24 protein-coding genes and 1 pseudogene are annotated in these 23,716 nt (G+C 57.7%); 16 read left to right on the top strand and 9 right to left on the bottom strand.

Translation table 11 applies throughout. The features are described from left to right. Position 1: 1 nt before the first annotated feature. The 4 genes from SIB58_RS13990 to SIB58_RS13975 all read left to right on the top strand — a co-directional run bounded on the left by SIB58_RS13990 (position 2) and on the right by SIB58_RS13975 (position 3,954). A complete protein-coding gene (locus SIB58_RS13990) occupies positions 2-607 on the top strand; it encodes a 2OG-Fe(II) oxygenase (RefSeq protein WP_066910249.1) in 606 nt (201 codons plus the stop codon). Positions 608-1,122: 515 nt separating this feature from the next. Next, entirely contained in the window at positions 1,123-1,359 is a 237-nt protein-coding gene (locus SIB58_RS13985; RefSeq protein ID WP_231857145.1) for a recombinase family protein, read from the top strand. A gap of 275 nt (positions 1,360-1,634) precedes the next feature. Beyond that, a complete protein-coding gene (gene mutT, locus SIB58_RS13980; protein ID WP_066910243.1) occupies positions 1,635-2,846 on the top strand; it encodes an 8-oxo-dGTP diphosphatase MutT in 1,212 nt (403 codons plus the stop codon). A gap of 73 nt (positions 2,847-2,919) precedes the next feature. Next, positions 2,920-3,954, top strand: coding sequence for a carbohydrate kinase family protein (locus tag SIB58_RS13975; protein WP_066910297.1), 1,035 nt, complete (start codon positions 2,920-2,922; stop codon positions 3,952-3,954). Between the two features lie 40 nt (positions 3,955-3,994). Here SIB58_RS13975 and tsaE read toward each other — a convergent pair whose 3' ends face one another. Next, on the bottom strand, positions 3,995-4,498 hold the full coding sequence (gene tsaE / locus SIB58_RS13970) for a tRNA (adenosine(37)-N6)-threonylcarbamoyltransferase complex ATPase subunit type 1 TsaE (protein ID WP_074159353.1): 504 nt from the start codon (positions 4,496-4,498) through the stop codon (positions 3,995-3,997). A 24-nt stretch (positions 4,499-4,522) separates the two neighbouring features. On the opposite strand from tsaE, the gene ahcY reads away from it, so the two are divergent. From ahcY to SIB58_RS13955, 3 genes are all read left to right on the top strand, one after another. Then, the gene (gene ahcY / locus SIB58_RS13965; protein ID WP_066910240.1) at positions 4,523-5,953 is read left to right on the top strand and encodes an adenosylhomocysteinase; all 1,431 of its coding nucleotides are present in this window, start codon (positions 4,523-4,525) and stop codon (positions 5,951-5,953) included. A gap of 86 nt (positions 5,954-6,039) precedes the next feature. Then, complete coding sequence (locus SIB58_RS13960; RefSeq protein ID WP_066910237.1) at positions 6,040-7,593, top strand: glucosyltransferase domain-containing protein; 1,554 nt, start codon at positions 6,040-6,042, stop codon at positions 7,591-7,593. A gap of 253 nt (positions 7,594-7,846) precedes the next feature. After that, positions 7,847-8,506 (top strand): DedA family protein, encoded by a 660-nt coding sequence (locus tag SIB58_RS13955; RefSeq protein ID WP_067327263.1) that lies wholly within the window; start codon positions 7,847-7,849, stop codon positions 8,504-8,506. A 27-nt stretch (positions 8,507-8,533) separates the two neighbouring features. On the opposite strand, the gene SIB58_RS13950 is transcribed toward SIB58_RS13955, so the two are convergent. Beyond that, positions 8,534-8,914 carry a single-stranded DNA-binding protein gene (locus SIB58_RS13950; protein WP_066910231.1) on the bottom strand — a complete coding sequence of 127 codons (381 nt, stop codon included), beginning with the start codon at positions 8,912-8,914 and terminating at the stop codon, positions 8,534-8,536. A 152-nt stretch (positions 8,915-9,066) separates the two neighbouring features. On the opposite strand from SIB58_RS13950, the gene SIB58_RS13945 reads away from it, so the two are divergent. From SIB58_RS13945 to SIB58_RS13915, 7 genes are all read left to right on the top strand, one after another. Further along, complete coding sequence (locus SIB58_RS13945; RefSeq protein WP_066910291.1) at positions 9,067-10,119, top strand: rod shape-determining protein; 1,053 nt, start codon at positions 9,067-9,069, stop codon at positions 10,117-10,119. Between the two features lie 5 nt (positions 10,120-10,124). Continuing rightward, the gene (mreC, locus tag SIB58_RS13940; protein ID WP_067327266.1) at positions 10,125-10,868 is read left to right on the top strand and encodes a rod shape-determining protein MreC; all 744 of its coding nucleotides are present in this window, start codon (positions 10,125-10,127) and stop codon (positions 10,866-10,868) included. Between the two features lie 3 nt (positions 10,869-10,871). Further along, positions 10,872-11,375, top strand: a complete 504-nt coding sequence (locus tag SIB58_RS13935; RefSeq protein ID WP_067327267.1) for a rod shape-determining protein MreD — start codon at positions 10,872-10,874, stop codon at positions 11,373-11,375. Further along, on the top strand, positions 11,372-12,679 hold the full coding sequence (locus tag SIB58_RS13930) for an ABC transporter substrate-binding protein (protein WP_197461189.1): 1,308 nt from the start codon (positions 11,372-11,374) through the stop codon (positions 12,677-12,679). The genes SIB58_RS13935 and SIB58_RS13930 overlap by 4 nt, the downstream gene beginning before the upstream one ends. A gap of 122 nt (positions 12,680-12,801) precedes the next feature. Next, positions 12,802-13,611: a response regulator transcription factor RpaB gene (gene rpaB, locus SIB58_RS13925; protein ID WP_067327270.1), complete on the top strand. Its 810-nt coding sequence runs from the start codon at positions 12,802-12,804 to the stop codon at positions 13,609-13,611. An 85-nt stretch (positions 13,612-13,696) separates the two neighbouring features. Further along, the gene (gene lysS / locus SIB58_RS13920; protein ID WP_067327272.1) at positions 13,697-15,166 is read left to right on the top strand and encodes a lysine--tRNA ligase; all 1,470 of its coding nucleotides are present in this window, start codon (positions 13,697-13,699) and stop codon (positions 15,164-15,166) included. Positions 15,167-15,234: 68 nt separating this feature from the next. Beyond that, positions 15,235-15,498 (top strand): hypothetical protein, encoded by a 264-nt coding sequence (locus SIB58_RS13915; protein WP_006042532.1) that lies wholly within the window; start codon positions 15,235-15,237, stop codon positions 15,496-15,498. A 12-nt stretch (positions 15,499-15,510) separates the two neighbouring features. Here the strand turns inward: SIB58_RS13915 and SIB58_RS13910 are convergent, their stop codons facing one another. From SIB58_RS13910 to egtB, 3 genes are all read right to left on the bottom strand, one after another. Next, complete coding sequence (locus SIB58_RS13910; protein ID WP_067327274.1) at positions 15,511-15,996, bottom strand: hercynine metabolism protein; 486 nt, start codon at positions 15,994-15,996, stop codon at positions 15,511-15,513. A gap of 98 nt (positions 15,997-16,094) precedes the next feature. Beyond that, positions 16,095-17,066, bottom strand: a complete 972-nt coding sequence (gene egtD / locus SIB58_RS13905) for an L-histidine N(alpha)-methyltransferase (protein ID WP_067327277.1) — start codon at positions 17,064-17,066, stop codon at positions 16,095-16,097. Next, a complete protein-coding gene (egtB, locus tag SIB58_RS13900) occupies positions 17,063-18,283 on the bottom strand; it encodes an ergothioneine biosynthesis protein EgtB (RefSeq protein ID WP_197461190.1) in 1,221 nt (406 codons plus the stop codon). The genes egtD and egtB overlap by 4 nt, the downstream gene beginning before the upstream one ends. Before the next feature lie 94 nt (positions 18,284-18,377). Between egtB and SIB58_RS13895 the strand changes: the two genes are divergently transcribed. After that, a complete protein-coding gene (locus SIB58_RS13895; protein ID WP_067327307.1) occupies positions 18,378-20,444 on the top strand; it encodes a serine/threonine protein kinase in 2,067 nt (688 codons plus the stop codon). Between the two features lie 27 nt (positions 20,445-20,471). Here the strand turns inward: SIB58_RS13895 and smpB are convergent, their stop codons facing one another. Continuing rightward, complete coding sequence (gene smpB, locus SIB58_RS13890; RefSeq protein WP_066910279.1) at positions 20,472-20,966, bottom strand: SsrA-binding protein SmpB; 495 nt, start codon at positions 20,964-20,966, stop codon at positions 20,472-20,474. A 64-nt stretch (positions 20,967-21,030) separates the two neighbouring features. Here smpB and ruvB point away from each other — a divergent pair, with 64 nt between their 5' ends. Continuing rightward, positions 21,031-22,095 (top strand): Holliday junction branch migration DNA helicase RuvB, encoded by a 1,065-nt coding sequence (ruvB, locus tag SIB58_RS13885; protein WP_066910210.1) that lies wholly within the window; start codon positions 21,031-21,033, stop codon positions 22,093-22,095. 163 nt (positions 22,096-22,258) lie between these two features. Here the strand turns inward: ruvB and SIB58_RS13880 are convergent, their stop codons facing one another. The 3 genes and pseudogenes from SIB58_RS13880 to SIB58_RS13870 all read right to left on the bottom strand — a co-directional run bounded on the left by SIB58_RS13880 (position 22,259) and on the right by SIB58_RS13870 (position 23,449). Further along, positions 22,259-22,714: a TolC family protein gene (locus SIB58_RS13880; protein WP_156486766.1), complete on the bottom strand. Its 456-nt coding sequence runs from the start codon at positions 22,712-22,714 to the stop codon at positions 22,259-22,261. A 6-nt stretch (positions 22,715-22,720) separates the two neighbouring features. Then, positions 22,721-23,020, bottom strand: a pseudogene (locus SIB58_RS13875) (TolC family protein); the annotation flags it as partial. Between the two features lie 18 nt (positions 23,021-23,038). Beyond that, on the bottom strand, positions 23,039-23,449 hold the full coding sequence (locus SIB58_RS13870) for a hypothetical protein (RefSeq protein WP_156487725.1): 411 nt from the start codon (positions 23,447-23,449) through the stop codon (positions 23,039-23,041). Positions 23,450-23,716: the final 267 nt, after the last annotated feature.

Raw genomic sequence — 23,716 nt, 5'->3', positions numbered from 1 at the left:
AATGTTGCGACTGAATTCGCCGGTAAAAAATGAATGTCCGAACTTTATTGGGTCTTGGGCAATAGAGCCTCAGTCAGTCTGCGACGAATTAATAGCCTATTTTGAGGTAAATAAGAGAAAACAAAAGCAGGGAGTTACCGCGGGAGGGAAAAATTTAAAAACGAAAAATACCATTGACGTGCATGTTTCGCCAAAAGAACTATTGCTTCCAGAAAATAAGTGCTTTCGAAACTATTTCACAGCTTTATTTGAATGCTATGCTGATTACACTGAGCAATGGCCTTTTTTAAAGGAGTTTGTGGAAGAATTGCACATTGGTGGATTCAACATTCAACGGTATGAAGAAGGTCAGCACTTCCAGAAAGTTCATACAGAGCGAAGCTCTGTTTCAAATCTTCATCGCTTATTCGCTTGGATGACATATTTGAACGATGTAGCAGTTCAAGACGGAGGCTCTACAATTTTTACCCACTATGGTTTGGAATTTCAACCCAAAAAGGGTCAAACTTTGATTTGGCCAGCAGAATGGACTCATGCTCATAAAGGAAGCTTATTGACCGGCAATTCAAAATATATAATTACAGGATGGATGCATTTTGCTTCTTAAAGAAGAGAGAAAAGCCGCTTATTATCTCATTGAAGCTGGAGGAAGGCGAGAATCGCCTGGCGAGTTAAAATATCTATTTCTGCCTAATATTTATTATACGCAAGGCGCTTGAGCTGAAAATCACTAAGTAAGATCCAAGAAGGCCCCCCCCCCCTTTTTTTTTTAGGCAAGGAATCGAGCACTGTCCAAATGCTTATCAACTGGAGCTAATGCCAATCGAAGTGTTGGGATTTCGATAACAACAAAGAGCTTTAGACTCAACTTTTAGGCCAAAAGCAGTTTTAGGTCGTTTAGCGATTCCTTGAGATCCTTTGTTTTGACATGACTGAAGGGGGCATTCCACCCCCAGCATTCACTTAGGTGATAGGACTGTTTTCTAGTGCTTCCCTTGAAGTTCCAGTGGCATCAGCGATTTTGTTTCGCTTGAAGATTCCATCTTTTTAAAACTTGAGGTATTGCTGTAGGGACTGGATTGCTGTAGTTGCCGGTTTAACCAACGCTGACTTGTGGAACAAGTGGCTGGATGCATATTTTCTTCGCCTGACCGTACGCTGAGTCCTGTTCGTTGGCTTGCCTATTACCGGGTTAGTACAGATCGACAGGAACAGTCCGGACTGGGCCTGGAAGCGCAGCGGGCCAAGGCGGAAGCCCTGGCCACCGAGAGGTACGCAGTGATCGCAGCTGAATTCGTGGAGGTCGAAAGTGGTCGTCAAAGCGATCGCCCCAAGTTGGCAGCGTCACTGGCCAGATGAGTTCGTTTCGGTAAGTACAGGCTAGGTGCTGCTGAGAAGGCGTCAGAGCGTAAGCAAAAAGCCATTGCTGAGGCAAAGTGTCTGTGTAGCCCTTGAGCCAATGCAATGGTTCGTGCAGGCTTTAGTTACAGGGCCATGGCTGATGCGCTTGCAGGTGTTGGCAAGCTGAGCAATACAGGGCGTCCTATCGCGCCGGCGCAGATGTGTCGGATCCTCCAACGCTTGTGCTTGTCGGCAAAGCTGTTGGGCAGTGACCAGGCTGGGGTTGCTGCCTGATGGTTCAACGAAGAAACGCCGAGCATCGCGGCCTCAGTGCGCTACTGCCTGAGCTCAGTCAATCCCTGCTGGCCTGGTGGGAAGTTCATGGCCGCAAGGACCCAGCTCTGAAGCCCTGGATGTTCACAAAGGACGGCAGGTGGCCTGAGCCCGATGAACAGCTCAATGTCCTGGAGTGCTGGATCGCCGAGGTGATGCTGCAGCAAACCCAGCTGCAGGTGGTGCTTCCTTACTGGCAGCGTTGGATGCAGGCTTTCCCCAGGCTTGAGGTGCTGGCGGAAGCGTCGGAACAGCAGGTGTTGTTGCTCTGGCAGGGCCTCGGTTACTACTCACGGGCCCGTCGTTTGCATGCCGCTTCCCGGTTGCTGCTCGCTGAACTGCGCCGTCACCCAGGGGATGTGAACGATTCCACGCCGTTCAGCCGTTGGCCTCTTGACCCGGAGACCTGGCTGGCATTGCCCGGCATCGGCCGCAGCACAGCCGCTGGAATCCTGTCCTCGGCTTTCAACAGCCCTCTGGCCATCCTTGATGGCAATGTTCGTCGGGTGCTGGCCCGGGTTTATGCCCATTCCGAGCCCCCCCAGCGGGCGCAGGGTCAGTTCTGGGCCTGGAGTGAACGGTTGATTGATGCCGTTCCAGGCTTGAGCCGCAATCTCAATCAGGCACTGATGGATCTGGGCGCCACGGTTTGCACTCCCCGTCGCCCTGCGTGTGAGCTTTGTCCCTGGGATGCACAGTGCGCTGCTTACGCTTCCGGTTCTCCTCAGCAGTACCCCGTGAAAGAGGCACCACGTGACATACCCTTCCAGGTGATTGGTGTGGGTGTGGTTCTGAATGAGGCTGGTGAGGTTCTGATCGATCAGCGCCTGAACGAGGGACTGCTTGGCGGTCTATGGGAATTTCCAGGCGGTAAGCAGGAGCCTGATGAAGCCATTACCGACACCATCCGCCGCGAGTTGCGCGAAGAGCTGGCCATTGAAGTCAGTGTTGATGAAAAGTTGATCACGGTGGATCACGCCTACAGCCACAAAAAACTGCGCTTTGAAGTTCATCTTTGTCGTTGGTTTTCAGGAGATCCTCAACCCCTCGCCAGTCAGCAGGTGCGCTGGGTGAAGCCGTCCGACCTTGCTGATTACCCCTTCCCTGCCGCCAATGTGCGCATCATCGCCGCACTGCGTGAGCGGCTTGCTGGATCTCTGAACGGACCTTGACGCTGAACAGCGATTGCGCTGCCTGACGTTGGTGCAATTTCTGGCCACGCTGCTGGTAGCCGCTGCAGATCTGATGTCTGATTCCGCTCCGCAGGTGCTGTGTCTTGGCGAGGCCCTCGTGGATCGGCTCGGACCACTGGGGTGTGACCCTGCCTTGGCTGCGCCACTGGATTGTGACGACCGTCTTGGTGGCGCTCCTGCCAACGTGGCCTGCGCGTTGGCCCGGCTTGGCACACCGGTCGCCTTCATCGGTCGGCTGGGTGCCGATGTCATCGGCAACAACTTTCAGGAGATGTTGGCCAACCGCGGTGTTGATCTGCGCGGCCTGCAGATTGATCCTCAACGGCCCACCCGGGTGGTGTTGGTGCGCCGCGATTCCACTGGTGAAAGGGTCTTTCAGGGATTTGCTGGCGACCGCGGCGAAGGCTTTGCCGATCAGGCCTTGAATCAGACCGGCCTTGATCCGATCTGGTGTGCTCTGGCAGCAGAATCTCGCTGGCTTTTGATCGGCACCATTCCTCTGGCCACAGAGGCCTCTGAGGCAACCTTGCGCTCTGCGGTCAGTCAAGCCGAGCGGGATGGTGTGCGGATTGCCCTTGATGTGAACTGGCGCCCAACGTTCTGGGATCCGTCTGCGGACCCGGTTGCAGGTCCTTCCCCGCAGGCGCTGGCTCTGATGCAACCCTTTCTTGAGAAAGCCGCATTGATCAAGCTGGCCAGGGAAGAAGCCGAGTGGCTGTTCAGGACCAGTGATCCAGCAGAGATCAGTGCTTCATTGTCGCAGCAGCCCGATGTTCTGGTGACTGATGGCGGTCAGCCGGTGCGTTGGTGTATGGCCGGCCATCGCGGTTCGATGGCGGTTCTGGCACCGCCTCAGATTGTTGACACCACTGGTGCTGGAGACGCTTTCACGGCAGGACTGCTGCATCAACTGGTGACATTGACCCCTTCAACCGGACAGCCACTTCAGCTCAGTGCTGCGGTTGTGGAACAGGTTGTGCGCTATGCAGCCGCCTGTGGTGCACTTGTCTGTGCTGGTGCCGGGGCGATTGATCCGCAGCCTCTGCCAAGCATGGTGATGGAGTTTCTCGATCAACTCGACTCCTGATTGTTCAGAGCTCTGATCTGATCCTTCGTTCATCAGCCTCTTAGCGAGCATCTGACGAGTCGCTTTTGTTCAGAGTTGCCAGCCTGCCTCCTTCGCTCCGGTGAGACAGCTTCAGCCGCCAGGCATCCGGAAGGTCCAGGCTGAGTCGTTCCGACCATTCCACAACCAGGATGGCGCCCATCTCCACAGCTTCTTCCTCTTCCTGCAGGAACAGGTCATTGGCTGCTGCTGGCAACTCCAGCCGGTAGAGATCCAGGTGAACAAGTGGTGGTTTGCCCTGGGGGTAGTGCTGAGCAAGGGCAAAGGTTGGGCTGGTGATCGGTTCGTCGATGCCCACAGCCGAGGCAATACCTTGCACCAGTGAGGTTTTGCCCGCACCGAGAGTGCCCTCAAGCAGCAGCAGTGATGGTCGTTCAGCTTGTTGCACGAGATACCTGCCCAGAGCACGAGTGGCCTCCAGGTCCTTCAGGGTCCAGCTCCAATCGGTAGATTGCTTAATCAGCGAGCCCGAAGCCTCGGAGTCTCCGCAGATATTCAACTCCACATTCTTTTAGGGAGCACCCAAACCATGGTGGCAGCGCCCACGTCCGCGGCTGAGCTGAAGCTTGGCGTCGATTGCGTTATTGCTGATATCAACCAGGCTGATTTCGGCCGCAAGGAACTCGATATCGCTGAGACCGAGATGCCTGGCTTGATGGCATTGCGCGAGAAATACGGCAGCGAAAAGCCCTTGAAGGGCGCCCGCATCGCCGGTTCACTGCACATGACCATCCAGACTGCGGTTCTGATTGAAACCCTGGTCGAGCTAGGCGCCGACGTGCGTTGGGCCTCCTGCAATATTTTTTCGACGCAGGATCACGCTGCAGCTGCTATCGCAGCCAAGGGAATCCCCGTGTTCGCGGTGAAGGGCGAAACTCTGGAGGAATACTGGGAATACACCCACCGCATCCTCGAGTGGGGCGATGGTGGTTCACCCAACATGATTCTCGACGACGGTGGCGATGCCACCGGTCTGGTGATGTTGGGAAGCAAAGCTGAGCAGGACATCACAGTTCTCGACAACCCATCGAATGAGGAAGAGACCTATCTCTTCGCTTCGATCAAAAAGAAGCTTGCACAGGATTCCAGCTTCTACAGCCGCACAAAAGCGCAGATTCAGGGTGTCACTGAGGAAACCACCACAGGTGTGGCTCGTCTGTACAAGATGCAGAAGAGCGGCGAGTTGCCTTTCCCTGCAATCAACGTCAACGACTCGGTCACCAAGAGCAAATTCGACAACCTTTATGGATGTCGTGAATCGCTCGTTGACAGCATCAAGCGTGCCACCGACGTGATGGTGGCTGGCAAGCAGGCGCTGGTGATTGGCTATGGCGACGTGGGCAAGGGTTCAGCCCAGTCCCTGCGTGGGCTGGGTGCCACCGTCTGCATCGCAGAGGTGGATCCAATTTGTGCTCTTCAGGCTGCCATGGAGGGATATCGTGTAGTCCGTCTGGAAGATGTCGTCGGAGAGATGGACATCTTCGTGACGGCCACCGGCAATTACCAGGTGATTCGTAATGAGCACCTGGTGAAGATGAAGGATGAGGCGATTGTCTGCAACATCGGTCATTTTGACAATGAAATCGATGTTGCTTCACTCAAAGATTATGAGTGGGAAAACATCAAGCCCCAGGTCGACCACATCACCTTGCCCAGCGGTAACAAGATCATTCTTCTCGCCGAAGGACGTCTGGTGAACCTGGGTTGCGCCACGGGTCACCCCAGCTTCGTGATGAGTAACTCTTTCACCAATCAGGTGCTGGCTCAGATTGAGATCTTCACCAAGGGCAAAGAGTATGGAAAGGAGGTCTACGTTCTTCCGAAGCATCTCGACGAGATGGTGGCTCGCCTGCACCTGGGTCGTATCGGTGCCCAGCTCACCGAGCTCAGCAAGGATCAGGCCGATTACATCAATGTGCCTATTCAGGGTCCCTATAAGCCCGATCACTATCGTTACTGATCTGCTCTTGACAAGCACTGCTTTGTTCTTTCTTTCAGCCAGGGTGCTTCGGCGTCCTGGCTTTTTTTATGTTCATTGTCTGAGCAATGGCACAACAACGATTTTTTGATCATTGGCCTGGAGTTCTCCGGGATGATGCGCTGCAGCGTCAGTGGTCGGCTGCCTTTGTGGCGGGAGTGCTGGCGCTCTTCCCGTTGCTGATCGCGATTGATCTCTACATCGATGACATTGAGCGTGCGATGCAAGGCAGTTTCTCTTGGGTGCGGGTGGGGCGCCCTCTAGCGGATGCTCTGGTTGAGTCCTTGAACTTCGGTCGGCCCGCAACGGCGGTGGCACCGCTCTACACACTGGTGGCCATTGCTGTGCTGTCTGCTGTTGGTGTGGCTTGCGCTCGTGCTTATGGCATCCGTTCTCCGTTTTGGACGGCCATGGCCAGCTTGCCCTTGATGGCTCAGCCTTATGCCCTGCAGGCCATGTCGTATGGCTTTGATTCACTGTTCATGGCGGTGTCTCTGGCCTGCGCGATCTCGGCCGCATTGCTTGTGCATCGAGGCAGCGGTTGGCGATTGCTTCTGGCTGCATTTGTGCTGCAGCTGTTGTCGTTCGGTCTGTATCAGCCGGGCGCCAATGGCTTTTTGGTAATGACCGGTTGTCTCTGTGTTGCTTCGGCGTTGGATCTTCTTGCGTGCCCCACGCGTGCTTTCTCGCTGCGTTTGCGTTTGTTGATCAGTGCTGTGATTTATGCAGGGGGGTATGGGCTTTATCGCCTGCTGATTGCACTGTTTTTTGAGCAACGATTGAATGGTTACGCAGCGAATTCGGCAACGCTGACGCCTCTTGATGCAGCTTGGCCAGGCACAGTGCTCAACTTTGCCATTGAGCCATTTGAGCAACTGTTGGAGGATTTCGGTCATTGGCCCGTGGTGCTGCCTTTTTTGGTTCTGGTGGTGAGTTATGCGGTTGTGTTGATTCAATGGCGCTCATGGAACGTTGCTGTCATCGCGATTGTTGCCTTGCTGGTTGTGCTTCTTGTTGCTCCGGGCGGGATGCTGTTTTTGCGTGAATCGTTTGTTCGCCATCCGCGTGTGTTGTTGTATTTCGGGCCGTTTGTAACAAGCCTGATTCTTCAGCTTCTGGCGATCTCACGGCGATTGCATCGACCTTTTTGGAGCTTGGCAGTTCTGCCAATGATCTGGTTGATGGTGGTGTTTTCCTATGCCTATGGCCATTCATTTTCTGCCCAAGCTGATTTTGAGCAGGTGCGAATTTCAAGAATCGTGGCCGCGGCATCCTCGCTTCAGGCGCGTGATCCAAAGCAGCCTTTCCGTTCCGTGGCTGTGAAAGGGACCATGCCTCGCTCGCCGATTTTGCAGAATACGGTCCGTAAGTTTCCGCTGATCGATCGTTTGATTCCTCCTTTGCTGGATGGCAATCAAACCTTCTCTGTGACTCAGTTGCGTCACCATGGTCTGGAGCTCACTGAACGCAGGCCTAAAAAACTGAAGGATTCATTTCCCGCTGAATGTGTGCCTTCTGCTGATGCGATTTGTGCCGGAGAGTTTTCACTTTATAAGGTTGATCATCATGATTTGCTGCTTCAGCTCAGCACTCCTGTTGCTCCGAAGCGTTCTCGCACTTGACTGGGCTAATAGGGCTGTTGAGGTTTGAATTGAGTTTTTATTTTAAGTCAATGATCTTTTGTAATCAATCAATATTGAGCCTCATGTTCGAGTAAGTTTTGCTTCTGATTGTCAATTGAATTCCAGGCATGTATGGAATGTGGCTTCTAGGGTCTCTTTATGTCCAGCCTTTGTGCTTTTGGGGCCCTCTTTGTTCCTTTCGGACTGAGCTGCACCACTACATGGAAGACTTGCCTCGACTTCAGCGCGGTCCATGGGGCTCACCGAATTTGTTTCACAGCTGCCTGATTGGATTGGCCAGGCAGTGGAGTCCAATCCCTGGGCGGGATACGCCGCAATCTTTGCGGCCATGTTTCTGGAGAACCTGTTCCCTCCGATCCCCTCAGAGCTGATCATGCCTCTTGGCGGTTTTTATGTTCAGCAGGGCCAGCTGCAGTTGCTCCCTGTTGTGATCGCGGGTTTGCTGGGCACCGTCCTGGGCGCTCTGCCCTGGTATGGCATTGGCCGTCTGATCAATGAAGAACGCATCGAGCAGTGGCTCAGTCGCCATGGTCGCTGGATCGGGATCAGTCCTGAGGAGTTGTCTCGCAGTCGCCGTTGGTTCAGCCGTTATGGAACGGCTCTGGTGTTCTGGGGGCGCCTCGTGCCAGGCATTCGCACTCTGATCTCGGTGCCTGCTGGTATTGAGTTGATGCCGATTACTCCGTTCCTGATCTGGACGACTGCCGGCAGTCTGATCTGGACCTTGTTGCTGACTGTTGCCGGCATGGTGCTTGGTGAGGGTTACAGCAATGTGGAGGCCTGGATTGATCCGGTCAGCAAGCTGATCAAGGTGCTGCTGGTGGTCGCTGTGCTGGCAGGGGCTATCTGGGTGGGACTGCGGATTTGGAGGCGTCGTCAGTCCGCCGATTGATGGCGGACTGATCTGATCAGACCAACATCAGAAGGGCACTTCCTCTTCGCTGGGGCTGCCGCCTCCAAAACTGCCGCCAGCTTCCTGGTTGTCTCGCTTCGAGCCCAGAAGTTCAAGCCGATCAACCCGAACCACGGGTTTGCTGCGCTCTTCTCCACTGTTGCGGTCGTTCCAGCGATCCAGTTTGAAGCTGCCGATGATGCCGAGCAGGGATCCCTTCTTCACGTAGTCCGCTGCCACCTGAGCCTGTTTTCCCCAGATTTCAAGATTGAACCAGTCGGGCTCGTCGTCGCGACTGCGGCGGTTCACGGCGATGGTGAGATTGGCCACCATGCTTCCCGATTCGAAATACCTGACTTCTGGATCTCGGCCGGCACGGCCAACCAAAGTCACGGAGTTGACACCCATTGAATCTCTCCTGTTTGTGGGTCAATGATGCGCCACGGCTGTCAAAACTGACGGTTGTCGTGGCTGCCTTCTAGAAGTTCCACCGTCAAACGAATCTGTAACAGATGGGGCCTGAGACTGCCCCTATGATTCGCCGAAATGTGTTCTCGCCAGTGCTGTTCCGCCGTTTCCAGCTGTCCCGCGATATCGGCATCGACCTGGGTACTGCCAACACCCTGATTTACGTCTCGGGCAAGGGGATCGTTCTGCAGGAACCCTCCGTTGTGGCGCTTGATCTCGAACGCGGTGTGACCATGGCCGTTGGCGACGAGGCCAAGCTGATGCTGGGCCGCACCCCTGGAAATATCCGTGCTGTTCGCCCCCTCCGCGATGGTGTGATCGCCGATTTCGATGCGGCTGAGCAGATGCTCAAAACCTTCATCCAGAAAGGCAATGAAGGCCGCGGGATTGTGGCTCCTCGCCTTGTTGTTGGGATTCCCAGTGGGGTCACCGGTGTGGAGCGCCGTGCCGTGCGTGAGGCCGGTCTTGCTGGAGCACGTGAAGTTCACCTGATTGATGAGCCTGTCGCTGCTGCGATCGGTGCCGGTCTGCCGGTCACGGAGCCTGTCGGCACGATGATTGTGGATATCGGCGGCGGCACCACCGAGGTGGCGGTGCTCAGTCTCGGTGGAACAGTACTCAGTGAATCTGTGCGGGTTGCTGGAGATGAAATCAGCGACTCCATCGGCGTTTACCTCAAGAAAGTGCACAACCTCGTGGTTGGCGAGCGCACCGCTGAGGAGATCAAAATCCGTATCGGTTCGGCGTTCCCCGACGATGAGTTCGATCAGTCGGTGATGGATGTGCGTGGCCTTCACCTGCTCTCTGGGCTGCCGCGCACCATTCAGCTGCAGGCAGGGGATTTGCGTGAGGCCATCGCTGAGCCTCTGAACGTGATTGTGGAGGCTGTGAAGCGCACCCTCGAGCGCACTCCGCCCGAACTGGCCGCCGATATCGTTGACAGAGGAATCATGCTGGCCGGTGGTGGAGCCTTGGTCCGTGGTATCAGTGATCTGATCAGCCATGAGACAGGGATCTTCACCCATATCGCCGAAGAGCCACTCCTCTGTGTAGTCAAGGGTTGTGGTCAGGTGCTTGAGGATTACAAGCGCTTGCAGAGGGTGCTCGACACTCCTGAGTTTGTTCGATCCGCTGCTGCTCTCTGATCGCCATGGGCTCCTCCCAGAGGCCCCAGGGCGCAAGGCTGCGTTCCATCCAGCAGCTGTGGCCGTGGTTGCTGTTGTTGCTGGCTCTTGGCTTGGTGCGACTGAGTAAAGGGGCTGGATTTGCTGATGCCTTCGCCTTGTTGAGCCGGCCTTTCTGGCCAGGCTCTGCTCAGAGCGAATGGATTAAGACTGCCAAACAGCAGGAGCAGCTCTCCCGTCTGGAGCTGTTGGAGCAGGACAACGCACGCTTGAGAGGGCTTCTGGCGCTGGATCAACAGTCATCCGGTGACTGGCTTCAGGCTGCCGTGATCTCACGCACAGCATCGGGCTGGTGGCAGCAGTTGCTGCTGGGCAAAGGCTCCGTTGAAGGTGTGGCGAAGGATGATGCTGTGATCGGTCCCGGAGGGCTGGTCGGCAGGGTCCAGAGCGTGACACCCACCACCAGCAACGTCCGACTGCTCACGGCTGCTGGCAGTCGCATCGGCGTCTGGCTGCCGCGCACCCAGCAGCATGGGCTGCTGGTGGGTCTTGGAACAGCCCGGCCACAGTTGCAGTTTCTCGACAAGGACATCCAGGTCCGTCCAGGTGATCTGGTCAGTACCTCTCCGGCCAGCACTTTGTTGCCCCCCAATCTGCCCGTGGCAGTGGTGCAGTCGCTCAATGCCAGATCAGTCCCCGCACCAACCGCTGTTGTGCAGCTGATTGCCCCGCCGGATGCCATCGATTGGGTCCAGGTGAAGGTGCGCTGAAGGATGATGCGCCTGCACCGACAACCAATCTGTGTGGCATCCGCCCTTCTGGTGCCGATGTTGCAGATGGCAGCACCCTCCTGGATCAATCTGGATGGGGTTCCGCCCAGCTGGGCGATTCTCTGGTTGCTTCCCTGGTCCCTGGTGGATGGTCCGCTTGCCGGTGCTGTTGCTGGAGCTGCGATTGGGCTTGTGCTGGATGGTCTGAGCCTCGGGGATGTCAGCCAGGTCCCGGCTCTTGTCTTGATGGGTTGGTGGTGGGGGCGTCTGGGACGCCGCGGTCCGCCGATCCAGCGCAGCCTCAATCTGGGACTGCTTGCCTGGATCGGCTCGCTTGTGCTGGGTCTGTCTTTATGGCTCCAGTGGCTGGTGCTGGGACCATCCGCTGGACTGATCCAGTCGTGGGCGCTGCACACCACCCTCGCCCAGGCTTTGATCACTGGACTGCTGGCTCCGTTGGTCGGATCCTGGCAGTTGCTTTTGTGGCGTCGTCGAGCATCAGCATGATTGTTTCTTTGCGTCGGCGACGGTTTCTTGCCGGCCTGGCTCTCTCCGGACTGTCGGTGTTCATCTGGGGCTGTCGACCCATTTCGGCTCCCGAGGGGACTCTCCAGCTCTGGACATTGCAGCTTGCTCCAAAGTTCAATCCGTATATGGACGACGTGCTCGGGGCCTGGGACACCCTCCATCCAGAGGCGCCGGTGCGATGGACAGACCTTCCCTGGGGATCGGTGGAGCGCAAGTTGCTGGCGGCAGTGTTTGCACGCACCGCTCCTGATGTCGTGAACCTCAATCCCCCTTTTGCGGCCAATCTGGCCAGCAAGGGAGGCCTGACCGATCTCACACCCCTACTGCCACCTGATGCACAGCAGAGCTATTTGCCATCGGTCTGGGAGGCAGCCAGGGATTCTGAGGCGGGTCAGATCGCCATCCCCTGGTATCTGACCGTCCGTCTGAGCCTGGTCAACAATGACTTGCTGCGTCAAGCCGGCATCGCCAGGGCTCCGCGTCGATGGGAGGAGGTGCCTGACTATGCCCGCAGTATTCGAGAGCGCACGGGTCGTTACGGTCTCTTTGTCACCGTTGTTCCCGACGATTCCGCAGAGCTTCTGGAGTCGTTCGTGCAGATGGGTGTGAGCCTTCTTGATGCCCGTCAGAGAGCCGCCTTCAACACGCCGGTCGGTCGCAAGGCCTTTGCTTTTTGGACGGATCTGTATCGCGACGGCTTGTTGCCTCGGGAAGTGGTGAGTCAGGGCCAACGGCGCGCCGTCGAGCTGTACCAGAGCGGTGAACTTGCATTGCTCGCCAGCGGTCCTGAGTTTCTGCGCAGCATTCAGACCAATGCCCCTGGTGTGGCAGCTGTGACCTCGCCTCAGCCCCCTCTGACCGGCTCGGACGGTACGGCCAATGTGGCCTTGATGACCCTGGCCGTGCCTCGTCAGAGTCAGCATGCCGATGCTGCTGTTGAACTGGCCCTGTTTTTGACCAACGGAACCAATCAGGCTCGTTTCGCTCGCGAGGCAAGAGTGCTGCCGTCTTCTCTGGAGGCATTGGCGGTTATTCGTGCGGAGCTTGAGGCGGAGCAGCCATCCGATGCGGCCGAAGCGCAAATCCGTGATGCGCGTTTGTTGTCGGCAGAGACCCTGAACAGTGCCCGGGTGCTTGTGCCTGCGACCCCGGGGGTGAAGCGTCTGCAGAGCATCATCTACACCCAGTTGCAGCGGGCCATGTTGGGTCAGATCAGCAGTGATCAGGCCGTGCTTGAAGCCGAGCAGCAATGGAACCGTTACGCCAGTGCCCGTTGGCCCTGAAATCAAGGGTTGGCCACTGCTTCAATTCTTAAAAGAAGCGAAAACCTCTTCCCGGTTTGGATCCCAGAGCTCGATCGGTTCCCGTCGAACGGTAGGGTTGCAATTCTTACTCGATGGAGTGTATGCCCGAAGCCCCATCCCACCAATTTGATGGCGATGGGCCTCTCCAGGGAGCTCCAGAGTCCGTCAAAGCCACTTTGCTCGTTGTGGATGACGAGCCAGCTGTCCGTCGTGTCCTGGTGATGCGACTTCAGTTAGCCGGATATCGTGTTGTCTGTGCAGAGGATGGTGAGGAGGCCCTGGAGGTCTTCCATCGCGAATCGCCTGACCTCGTCGTTCTCGACGTGATGTTGCCGAAACTGGATGGTTTCGCGGTGTGTCGACGTCTTCGGGCCGAATCCTGTGTGCCGATCATTTTCCTGTCGGCACTTGAAGCCATCTCCGAGCGAGTGGCTGGTCTGGACCTCGGTGCAGATGACTACCTGCCGAAACCTTTCAGCCCCAAGGAACTGGAAGCCAGGATTGCCACGATTCTCCGTCGCGTGGGCCGAGGTTCAGCTGCAGCTGAACCTCGGGAATTGCCCACAGGTCAGGGCGTTGTTCGCGTCGGTGACCTTGTGGTGGACACCAATCGACGCCAGGTGACTCGTGGCAGTGAGCGCATTTCACTCACTTACACCGAATTCAGTCTGCTGGAGCTTTTGTTCAGGGAACCAGGGCGGGTTGTTCCTCGTGCGGAAATTCTTGAGCAGCTCTGGGGTTACCCGCCGCGTCGTGCTGCGGACCTGCGAGTGGTTGACGTTTATGTTGCGCGCCTGCGCGGCAAACTTGAACCGGATCCTCGCAATCCTGAACTGATTCTCACGGTGCGCGGCATCGGTTATTCCTCCCAAAGGATGGGCGATAACGCTCCTGCTGCCATCGCCAGTTGAGATCCTTCTGTTGATGTTCTGACGCCGATTGCTCGCTTGTCGGCACCATCGAGCGGCAGGATGGCGCCCATGTGAGTTCTGTGCCGTGTCTGAACTGCGAGAGACCCGCTTGGAGAAGGCGCATGCCCTCAGGGATCAGGGTATGGAGCCCTACGCCCTCCATTTCGATCCAACCGATCGGATGGCTCAGTTGCAGGACGTCCACGCTGATCTGCCCAAGGGGGAAGAGCGAGATCTCAAGGTGGCCGTCGCGGGTCGGGTGATGACTCGACGGGTGATGGGCAAACTGGCTTTCTTCACCCTGTCTGATGAGACCGGCACGATCCAGCTGTTTCTGGAGAAGTCGACTCTGGGTGAGTCATTTGCACAGATCACGGGGCTTGTGGATGCAGGCGATCTGATCGGTGTGCGTGGCATCCTGCGCCGAACCGATCGCGGTGAGCTTTCGGTGAAAGTGGCCGAGTGGACCATGCTCACCAAATCGCTGCAGCCTTTGCCTGATAAGTGGCATGGCCTTGCCGATGTGGAAAAGCGCTACAGGCAACGCTATCTCGACCTGATCGTGACCCCTCAGGCGCGGGAAACGTTCCGGCGGCGTGCGTTAACAGTGAGCGCCATCAGACGCTGGTTGGATGATCGCGACTTCCTGGAGATAGAGACACCCGTTCTCCAGAGCCAGCCTGGTGGGGCTGATGCGCGGCCCTTTGAAACGCATCACAACGCTCTGGACCTGCCACTGACGTTGCGAATCGCCACTGAACTGCACCTCAAGAGGCTGGTGGTGGGGGGCTTTGAGCGTGTGTACGAGCTCGGCAGGATCTTCCGCAACGAGGGCATCAGCACTCGACACAACCCTGAATTCACCACAGTTGAGGTGTACCAGGCTTACTCCGATTACCTGGGGATGATGGAGCTCACGGAGCAGATGATCAGTGCTGTCTGCCAGGAGGTTTGCGCTTGTCAGACCATCACCTATCAGGGCACCGAGATTGATCTGACCCCTCCCTGGAGGCGGGCAACCATGCATGAGTTGGTGCAGGACGCCACCGGCCTTGATTTCCATGGCTTCAGCACTCGGGAGCAAGCCGCAGCGGCTATGGAGACCAAGGGTCTGCATGTTCCTGCGTTGGCCGATTCGGTGGGACGCCTTCTGAATGAGGCGTTTGAACAGGCGGTGGAGCCCACCTTGATCCAGCCCACGTTCGTGATGGACTATCCCCTGGAGATTTCGCCTCTGGCGCGTCCGCATCGCAGCAAGCCTGGGTTGGTTGAACGTTTTGAGCTGTTCATCGTCGGCAGAGAGCATGCCAATGCTTTCAGTGAGCTCACGGATCCTGTCGATCAGCGTCAGCGCCTGGAAATACAGCAGCAGCGCAAAGCTGCTGGCGATCTGGAAGCGCAGGGTTTGGATGAGGATTTCGTCAATGCTCTGGAGGTGGGTATGCCTCCTACGGGTGGCCTTGGCATCGGCATCGATCGATTGGTGATGCTGCTCACGGACAGCCCCTCCATCCGCGATGTGATTGCCTTTCCGCTGCTCCGTCCCGAGGTTTGAATGTGAGGGGAAGGTTGCCTTGTTCCCTCAGGGTGGATAATGGAACACAGTGGCATGGTCCCTTTCCAATGAGTGGTGAGCGCGTAGGTTTCCGCTTCAAGCACGCCGATGCGGTGGTCAAGCGCAATCCCCAGGGGCGCTCCCGACGCGGCTGGGTGATGGAGCCCGTTGAGCAGACCACCAGCCGAGGCACAAAGATGCCCGCCTATCGCATTCGCTGGCGTGACAGCGAGCGTCCTGAGATCGTTCTTCAGCACATGCTGATTGCTGATCCTGATCCGACTCCACCGCCCGAGAACGTCAGTCTTGAGCCGCCGGCTCCCAAGGCCTGATTGCAAGCTGGATCAGCTGAGTCCCTGGCGACGCCTCAGATCCTCCAATTCTTGATGGGCTTCAAACAAGGCCCAGTCTTCATCCAGGCTGCGACGTCCGCGTTGCTGTGAAGCCTTCTGATTGAGATTGGAAATCTGTTGATCGAGGTCTCGGAAATTCCGACCCAGCTCATCGAGCTCGTTCCAGAGATCCCTGCCCTGATCCATCAGGCTGTTCACATGCTTTTCAGCGCGCAATGCCAGGTCATCAGCTCCGGCGTTGTGAGCCTTCTTGGTGCGCTCTCCCCAGGCCTGAACCTGTTCTGCCAGTGAAAGCAGCTGGCGTCGTAGGTCTTTCGCCTGGATCTGCATCTGATCGCGTCGACTGTTCAGATCGCGCTGTCGATCCTGCAGATGTTGCTCCCGCACGAGACGATCCTGGTTGGGATTGGAGCGCAGAAATGCATCCAACCGCTCTTCCAGGTTCCGTTCAAGCTGATCCAGCCATGTAAGCGACATCAGTGACCCCTGCCCGCTCTGAAGTCGCCAAGCGTGCCCGCGGAAGGCGAGTAGTTGCTCACGTTCATGCTGTTGATCAGGACTTGACGGGTCTCTGCTCAGTCTGCAGCTTCCAGCCAGTGCAGGGAGAGGTCATCGGCAGGATCGTGCCAGCGGTGGCGCCAGTGCCAGCTTGCGTCTTTGGCCAGTTCACGGGCCATCTCTGCTGAGTATTTGACGCTGTATTCGGTCACAAGGGGCTGTCCCAGGCTGAAGGTCCATGGTTCACCACCCACCGAGACCGTTTGATTGACTTCGCTGATCAGGGCCATGCGCACACGGCTCTCTGTCTCCTGCCAGACAGCCTCATAAAGGAAGTTGTCTGGATTGAAGTCGGCGCCTAAATCATTGTTCAGTCTCTGCAGCAGGTTGTGGGCGAAGGCGGCGGAGATCCCTGCGGCATCGTTGTAGGCGGCCTCCAGCCTGGACCTTGATTTGGGCTGATCAAGTCCCAGCAAAAGCGGTCCCCCATCGAGCAGTCGCCGGAATCTGCGCAGCAGCGCAATGGCCTCAGCGCGAGTGAAGTTGCCGAGGGAGCTTCCGGGAAAGAACCCCACTCGCCTTTCACCACGGATCAAGGGATGGTCTGGAAGAGCATCAAGCTGACTGTGATCGCAGCAGATTCCCAGCATCGGCACGCAGGGATGTTGGGCCTGAAGTGACGCCATCGACTGGCGCAGGTGGTCCGCGCTGATGTCGAGAGCCACATAGGCGGAAGGTTGCATCGCCTCCAGCAGCGGTCCCACCTTGCGGGCGCTGCCTGCTCCGAATTCAACGATCACCCCTGATCCAATGGCACGGGCGATGTCTGCTGCTGATGACTCCAGCAGGCTGATTTCTGTTCGGGTGAGGCTGTACTCCGGTTGCTCGCAGATCTGGTCAAACAGTCGCGATCCCTCTTGGTCGTACAGAAACCATGCTGGTAGCTGGCGGGGTTCGCGTTGCAGACCGTTATGCACAAGTCGCTGCATGTCTGCATTGGGTGGATGCAGATCGATCAGTTGAGGACGCGCAGGCGTTTGGGTTGTCATTGGGCCAGGCGTAAACCTGCCGCCATCCAGCGGCTGGCCGGGGTGAAGAAGTTCCGGTAAGTGTCGCGGGAATGCCCTATGGGTGTGAGCTGGCTGCTGCCACGCAGCACGAACTGGGAGGTCATGAATTTGCCGTTGTACTCACCAACCGCACCTGCCGCTGGTTGAAAGCCCGGGTAGGGGCGATAGGGGCTCGAGGTCCACTGCCAGAGATGTCCATGGCTCTGTTGAAGTGATTCGCCGTGCTCAGAGCTGGCCAGCTCCCATTCCGCTTCGCTGGGCAGGCGCCCACCGGCCCAGCGTGCATAGGCATCGGCTTCGAACCAGCTGAGGTGACGCACCGGCAGGTGGTCTTCCAGTGGGCAACGGCCAGCCAGGGTGAACTCCCAGCGCCAGGGACCCTGGCCATCGTGGTCTCGTCGCCAGTAGCGGGGTGCTTCCCAGTTGCGCTGACTGCGCTCAGCCCAGCCCTCACTCATCCAGAGCTCAGGACGCTGGTAACCGTCATCGTCGATGAAGCAACGGTAATCAGCATTGTTCACCAGTCGAGCCGCGATGCTGAAGGGTTCCAGCCAGGTTCGATGCCTGGGTCCTTCGTTGTCGAAGTGGAAGGAATCACCGTTGTGGCCCACCTCCACCAGGCCTCCGCGGCACTCAAGCCAGGATCCCTTGCCCTCTGAGTCTGATGTCCTGCAGCTGGTGATGGGCTGATGATCAAAGTGTTCACACCAGTCGCTGCGGTAGGCCGGTTCGAGTGGCTGACGGCTGAATCCATCCAGCAGGTCCATCAGCATCAGTTCCTGATGCTGCTGCTCATGGTGAAGGCCCAGTTCCACCAGATCCAGCCAGGGTGCTTCGCTGTGGAGCTCCAAAAGCTCTGCCAGAGCAAGGTTCACCCGATGGCGCCAGGCTGAGACTTCCTCCATCGGTGGTCGGCTGAGCAGTCCTCGCTGTGGTCGTGGCTGTCGCGGGCCAACAGCTTCGTAATAGGAGTTGAACAGATAACTCCAGCGAGGGTCAGCGGGGACATAGTGCGGATGATTGGGCTTCAGCACGAAGGTTTCGAAAAACCAGGTGGTGTGAGCCAGGTGCCATTTCGGTGGACTGGCATCGGCCATGCCCTGCAGGTTGAGGTCTTCGGTATTGAGGGGCTCAATCAGCGCTTCACTGGTACGACGCACCTCCATCAATCGGTTCAGCAGTGAGCCGGAGGCCATGCAGGGGAATCATGCTGGCGGTGACGTTAGTGGGATCCCGGTCGGGTGTCAGCGCTGGACTGCCCCTACCATCGGCCCACATCGCAACTCCTTTGTGATCGGCACGTTGCTGGCCGACAGGTATCGCCTGGACTGTTGTCTGTCCTCTGATCCTGACCATCCCCAGGGGACTCTCTGGCGTGCCGCTGATCAGATGGCGGCCAATGCGCCCGTTGCGTTGCGGCAACTCAACGATCAGGCGACTCAGGATCGCTTTCGCAGTCTGTGGCCGGCGATGCAGTCCCTTCTGCATCCGCAGATCCCGCGCTTTGGAGGGTTGCTTGAAGAGCAGGGCAGTCTCTGGCTGGTGCGGGAGTGGCAGGAGGGCTCAAGTCTGAGCCAGATCCAGAATCAACGCCTGCAGCGTCAGTTGGTGTTTGGTTCCGGAGAGGTCCTGCTGCTGATGAGGCAGCTGCTGCCACCCCTCGCAGTGCTGCACGGTCAGGAGCTGGTCCATGGCGATATCAATCCCCGCAATCTGCTGCGGCGCGATCAGGATTGTTTGCCTGTGCTGTTGGATTTTGGCTTGCTGCAGCGCTGCGGTCAGCAGCCGCTGACGGCAGCGTCACCGGTCTTTGCGCCTCGCTCCCAGGTGCGGCAGGACCCTGCAGCGGCCTGGATGGATCTGCATGGTCTCGGAGTGTCGGCTCTGACCCTGCTCACCGGCCGTCCTCCCGCGCAGCTGTTGCAGGCTGATGCACAGGATTGGCTGCTGCCCAACGATCTTGATCTGGATTCCTCCTATCGGGAGGTGTTGGAGCGCTTGCTGTCTGAACAGCCTGGACAACGCTTTGAGCTCGCTGCGGATGCCCTCCAGGCTCTGCAGGCTGTGTCGATGCCTGAAACAACAGGACCTCAGGCGCGGGCTGACCGCACTCTGGTACTGGCTCCAGCGGTGTCGGATGACTCCCCGCCCGCAGCGAGTGGGTCTCCGGATCTGCCAAGGATCGCCAACCCGTCTCGGCAGGAAGCCCGGCGTCGGCCTTCGGCGGAGCAGCGCCAGCTTGCGGCGGAAGGCCGCTTATGGCCCGTGGTCGGTGCCTTGTTGGTCTCGGCTCTTGTGGGCACAGCCATCGGTTGGTTTCTGCTGACTCGTGGTAACCCCCCCGCTGGCGCCCCTTCCACGGATCGTGATGTGATCGGGCGTTCCCCTTCCGCGAGCCTTCCACCTGCGGAGGTTGATCAACGTCAGCAGCTGCTCAGTCGTCTGCGAGCCCTGCAGGTCGATCGCAGTTGGTTTCTGCAGTTGGTGGATGCAAGCCTGATGGCCCGTTTCCCGGAGCGTGGCGGTCGCCTGCCCAGCGACTCTCTTGAAGACGCGCCTTTGAGAATTGTCTGGAATGAACTCGCTGAGGAGTGGCTGGCCAGGGTGGAGCAACTGCCGCCGGCGCTGCGCAGTCGGCTGGGACAGCTCAAGCCCGGCGACTGGCAGACGCAACGCCAGGCCCTTGTGTCGCAGGGCGTGAACAACAAGGTGGTGGAGCAGTTGGTCAGCGCTTCGGCACAGGCGTTGCTGCCCGGTGTGCCGGCAGGGGTGAAGCCGCCTGAGCCCTTCCGTCAGCTGTGGATCGCAGCTGCATTACGCAGCCTTGAGGACGTGCGAATTGAACAGGTCAAAGCGCGTGTGCAGGAGCCCACGGTTCTGTCCAGTCGTGTGTCCGCTGGTGGTGCTCGCCTGATCTCGATCTCGGTTCCAGTAGGGCGCCGCCTGGTGTTGGGCATCAACGGCACGCCATTGATGCAGATGACTGTCTATGGCTCCGATGGGGAGGTGGCTGCCGATCGCGGACCGCTGCGCGTTGTGACCCTGCCTGTGGAGGCAGGATCGCCAGTGCAGGTGCTGGTCACCAACGACGGCGTGTCCTCCGGTTTGTTGACGCTCTCCTGCCGTGCCGATGCGCCGGCACCGAAGCCCTTGCCGGAGGTTGATCTCAATCCGATCCCCGATCCGGCCACAGGGGCTGAAGGCCCTGTCGAGGAGCTTCCGGAACCCCCCGGCCCCCGTCCCGCAGGTGCTCAAGACCCTCCTGGTGAAGAGGCCGACGCAGCCATTGCACCGACCGGTGAATCAACCCCTGAATTCACCGCACCTTCTCGACTGGATAGCAATCAGGCCCCTTGAAGAGGTCATGATTAAGGCGGTGCTGATTCAGTAGCGGGCGATGGCAGCCCGTGTCTCTTTCTTGATCTGCTTGTCCTTTTCGGCAGCGCGCTTGTCATGCAACTTGCGGCCTTTGCCGAGACCGATGGTGAGCTTGATCCAGGAACCCTGCAGATGCATGTTGAGCGGGATCAGCGTCAGTCCTTTCTGATCAAGTTGCCCGCGCAGTTTGTCGATCTCGCGTCGGTGGGCCAGCAACTTGCGCACACGCAGGGGGTCATGGTTGTAGTAGCCGCTTGCATGGGTGTGCGGTGAGATGTGCACGTTGTGGAGCTGCATTTCGCCGTTGCGGATCAGGCAGAAACCATCCCGGAGATTGGCCTGGCCGGCTCGGATGGATTTCACTTCAGTCCCCACCAGTTCAATGCCGGTTTCCAGCGTTTCCAGGATGTCGTATTGATGCCTGGCCAGCCTGTTGTCGGCCAGTAGGCGGTTCGCCGCCGCGCGAGCTGCCGCGTTTTTCTTGGCTCCACCTTTGGCCATTGCCTGTTTGGCCTTTCGGCCGCTTGATGCTCCGACCCTATCCAGGTCTCGGTACTCTTCCCACATGGCCATTGTTTCCTCAAGCGCAGGATCCCCTCGTCCACGCAAGGAGCGTGGGCCCAATCGGGTGATTGACGCAGCCCGGCAGCCAGGAGACGATCTAGATCCTGCGGCGATGGCCTCTCGCGACGACGGCTTAAGGCCCAAGTGTCTGCAGGACTACATCGGTCAGCGTGAGCTCAAGCAGGTGCTCGGAATTGCGGTGCAGGCCGCCCTTGGCCGCGGTGATGCTCTCGATCATGTGCTGCTCTACGGCCCGCCGGGTCTGGGCAAAACGACCATGGCCATGGTGCTGGCAGAGGAGTTGGGGGTGAAATGCCGCATCACCAGTGCCCCTGCTTTGGAGCGCCCCCGCGACATCGTTGGTCTGTTGGTGAATCTGCAGCCAAGGGAGCTGCTGTTCATTGATGAAATCCATCGCCTCAGTCGCGTGGCCGAGGAGCTGCTCTATCCGGCCATGGAGGATCGTCGACTCGACCTCACCGTGGGGAAGGGAAGTACCGCTCGAACCCGCACACTGGAATTACCGCCGTTCACACTGGTTGGCGCCACAACCCGTGCAGGTGCACTGAGTTCTCCGCTGCGTGATCGCTTCGGCCTGATTCAGCGGCTTGAGTTCTACGGCTTGGATGACTTGAAGTCGATTGTGGAGCGGGCCGCAGGTTTGCTTGACCTCGATCTCACGGCGGATGCGTGCGCTGAGATTGCACTCCGCTGCAGGGGGACGCCTCGCATTGCCAACCGACTGTTGCGCCGGGTACGAGATGTGGCCTGTGTGCGTGACTGCTCCGGACCGATCGACCGGATGTTGGTCGATGAGGCCCTCACCTTGCATCGGGTGGACGGCCGTGGTCTTGACGCCAGTGATCGCAGGCTGCTGGAGCTGCTGCTTCACTCCCATGGAGGCGGTCCCGCCGGACTGGATACCCTTGCCGCAGCCCTTGGAGAAGATCCCACCACCTTGGAGTCAGTGGTTGAACCGTATCTGCTTCAGCTCGGCTTCCTGCAGCGCACACCGCGTGGCCGGGTAGTAACGGCTGCGGGCCGTGACCATCTCGCTGCTGCTTGATCGCTTCTGTCCATTCCCGCAGACCGACCTGGCCGATCAGGGATGACGTTTGGATTGCTCCCTGACGGACCGCTGAACAACCCCATCTGCATCTCAATCCAGGTCAAAAACCTCGCGCTCCAGCCCAGGAGATCCGAGCTTTCCCTGGCATCCGATCATTCCGTTAAGAGGAGTAACTGCGACGGATCTGGTTCCCCACCCGGTCGCGTTCCTGTTGGGCTTTTTGTCTCTGCGCTTTTGCCAAGCTGCGATTGGCCGCGGCGCGTGCTGTCTGTACACCACCATCGAAGAAGTTCCAGTTGAAGCCGAGGCCAATCGCCAGATCGGTGTCGGTTGAGTTGCCACGGTCTCCGGAGTTGCTGTTGCCAATCGGGCCATCGATGATTCCTTCTGAATAGGTTGCGTATCCATTGGCTGTTAGGGACAGCACAGGTAGGTAAAGGTTGAGAAGCCGCCTGGCCTCCCAATCATCTGCTTCCGCTTCTGCCAGAGAAAGGCGAATCTCCTCTCGCAGGGCTAAACCCTCATCAATCGTTTGCGGCAAGGAGAGCTCCCAGCTGGCAAAATCGTTGCTGCTGAGCTCCGCTGGAATCACAGAACTTCCTGGAGGCCGCCCCATGATGCGTGCAAGATTGGATGCGATCTGCAGTTGTGACCTGTAAAATCCGTCCAGCTCAGTGAGCTGGCTGAGCAGTAGCGTTTTCTGCTGAGATACATCTACAATGTGAAGTAAACCGCCTTTGAATTGCTCCTCAATGATGTCAAGTTGCCTTAGGTTGCGTTCATATATCTTTTCATAAATCTGAATCAATCGTTGATTTTCTTGTAGCTCGTAGTAGCTGATTTGGGTGTCGAGGACAATGCTTCGAGCAATCGCGTCAAAAGTAAATTGTTCTGCCTTAAGCAAGGAGTTAGAGCGATTGATCGCCGGCTGGCGAGTTGGTTATAAAAAGCTCCAGCTTACCTGCAGTCCAAGAGATCTTAGGCTGTAATTATTGAATTCATAGGTGGAACTTTCATCGCTGCCTTGGGGGTAGGAAATGATGTCAGTCTCGAAGTATTGACCTAGTAGTGGTGTTGATTCGCTGTATGTGAAAAAGCCCGCTGTTGGAGACCAGCGGCGTTGTTCGGAGGCGAGCAGAGAGCGGCGAGCCCTGATCGTTTCCACAGCTGCCAAGAGTTGTGGGTTGTTACGCAGTGTCGCCTCGATCGCATCGGCGAGATTGATCTGTTCTGACTGATTCAGCAGTTCCCGTGCAGGCTGCAGTTCTGAGGGTACTGGAGGTTGCGAGTGCCCAAGTCCCAGCACGGCTGCACACCCTCCGAGACACAATCTGAAGACAGATTTTTTCATCCGCGAAGTGAGGATCGGCTTCCGGACAGTCTCTGGAACTTAATGGTTGCTTTATGAGCTGGCAAGACGCTCCATGATCACTGTTTGAGCCTTGTGACTCTCTTGGTTTCGAACTTCAAGATCGCCAACTCACTTTCACCGGGTTGATCTCGATACGCTACTGAGACCTTTGGAATGTCTTCCTGCAAGAGGTTTCCTTTCGCTGGCAGCTTGACGTTCTAAGGCGCATTTTTTGACAGAGCGACGGTCATGGTTCGGGGGCTTGAT

The organism is Synechococcus sp. MIT S9504, assembly GCF_047497135.1.
GTDB lineage: Bacteria > Cyanobacteriota > Cyanobacteriia > PCC-6307 > Cyanobiaceae > Synechococcus_C.
Note: the sequence above shows the minus strand (reverse complement) of the source record. Positions and strands in the feature narration are given on the sequence as shown.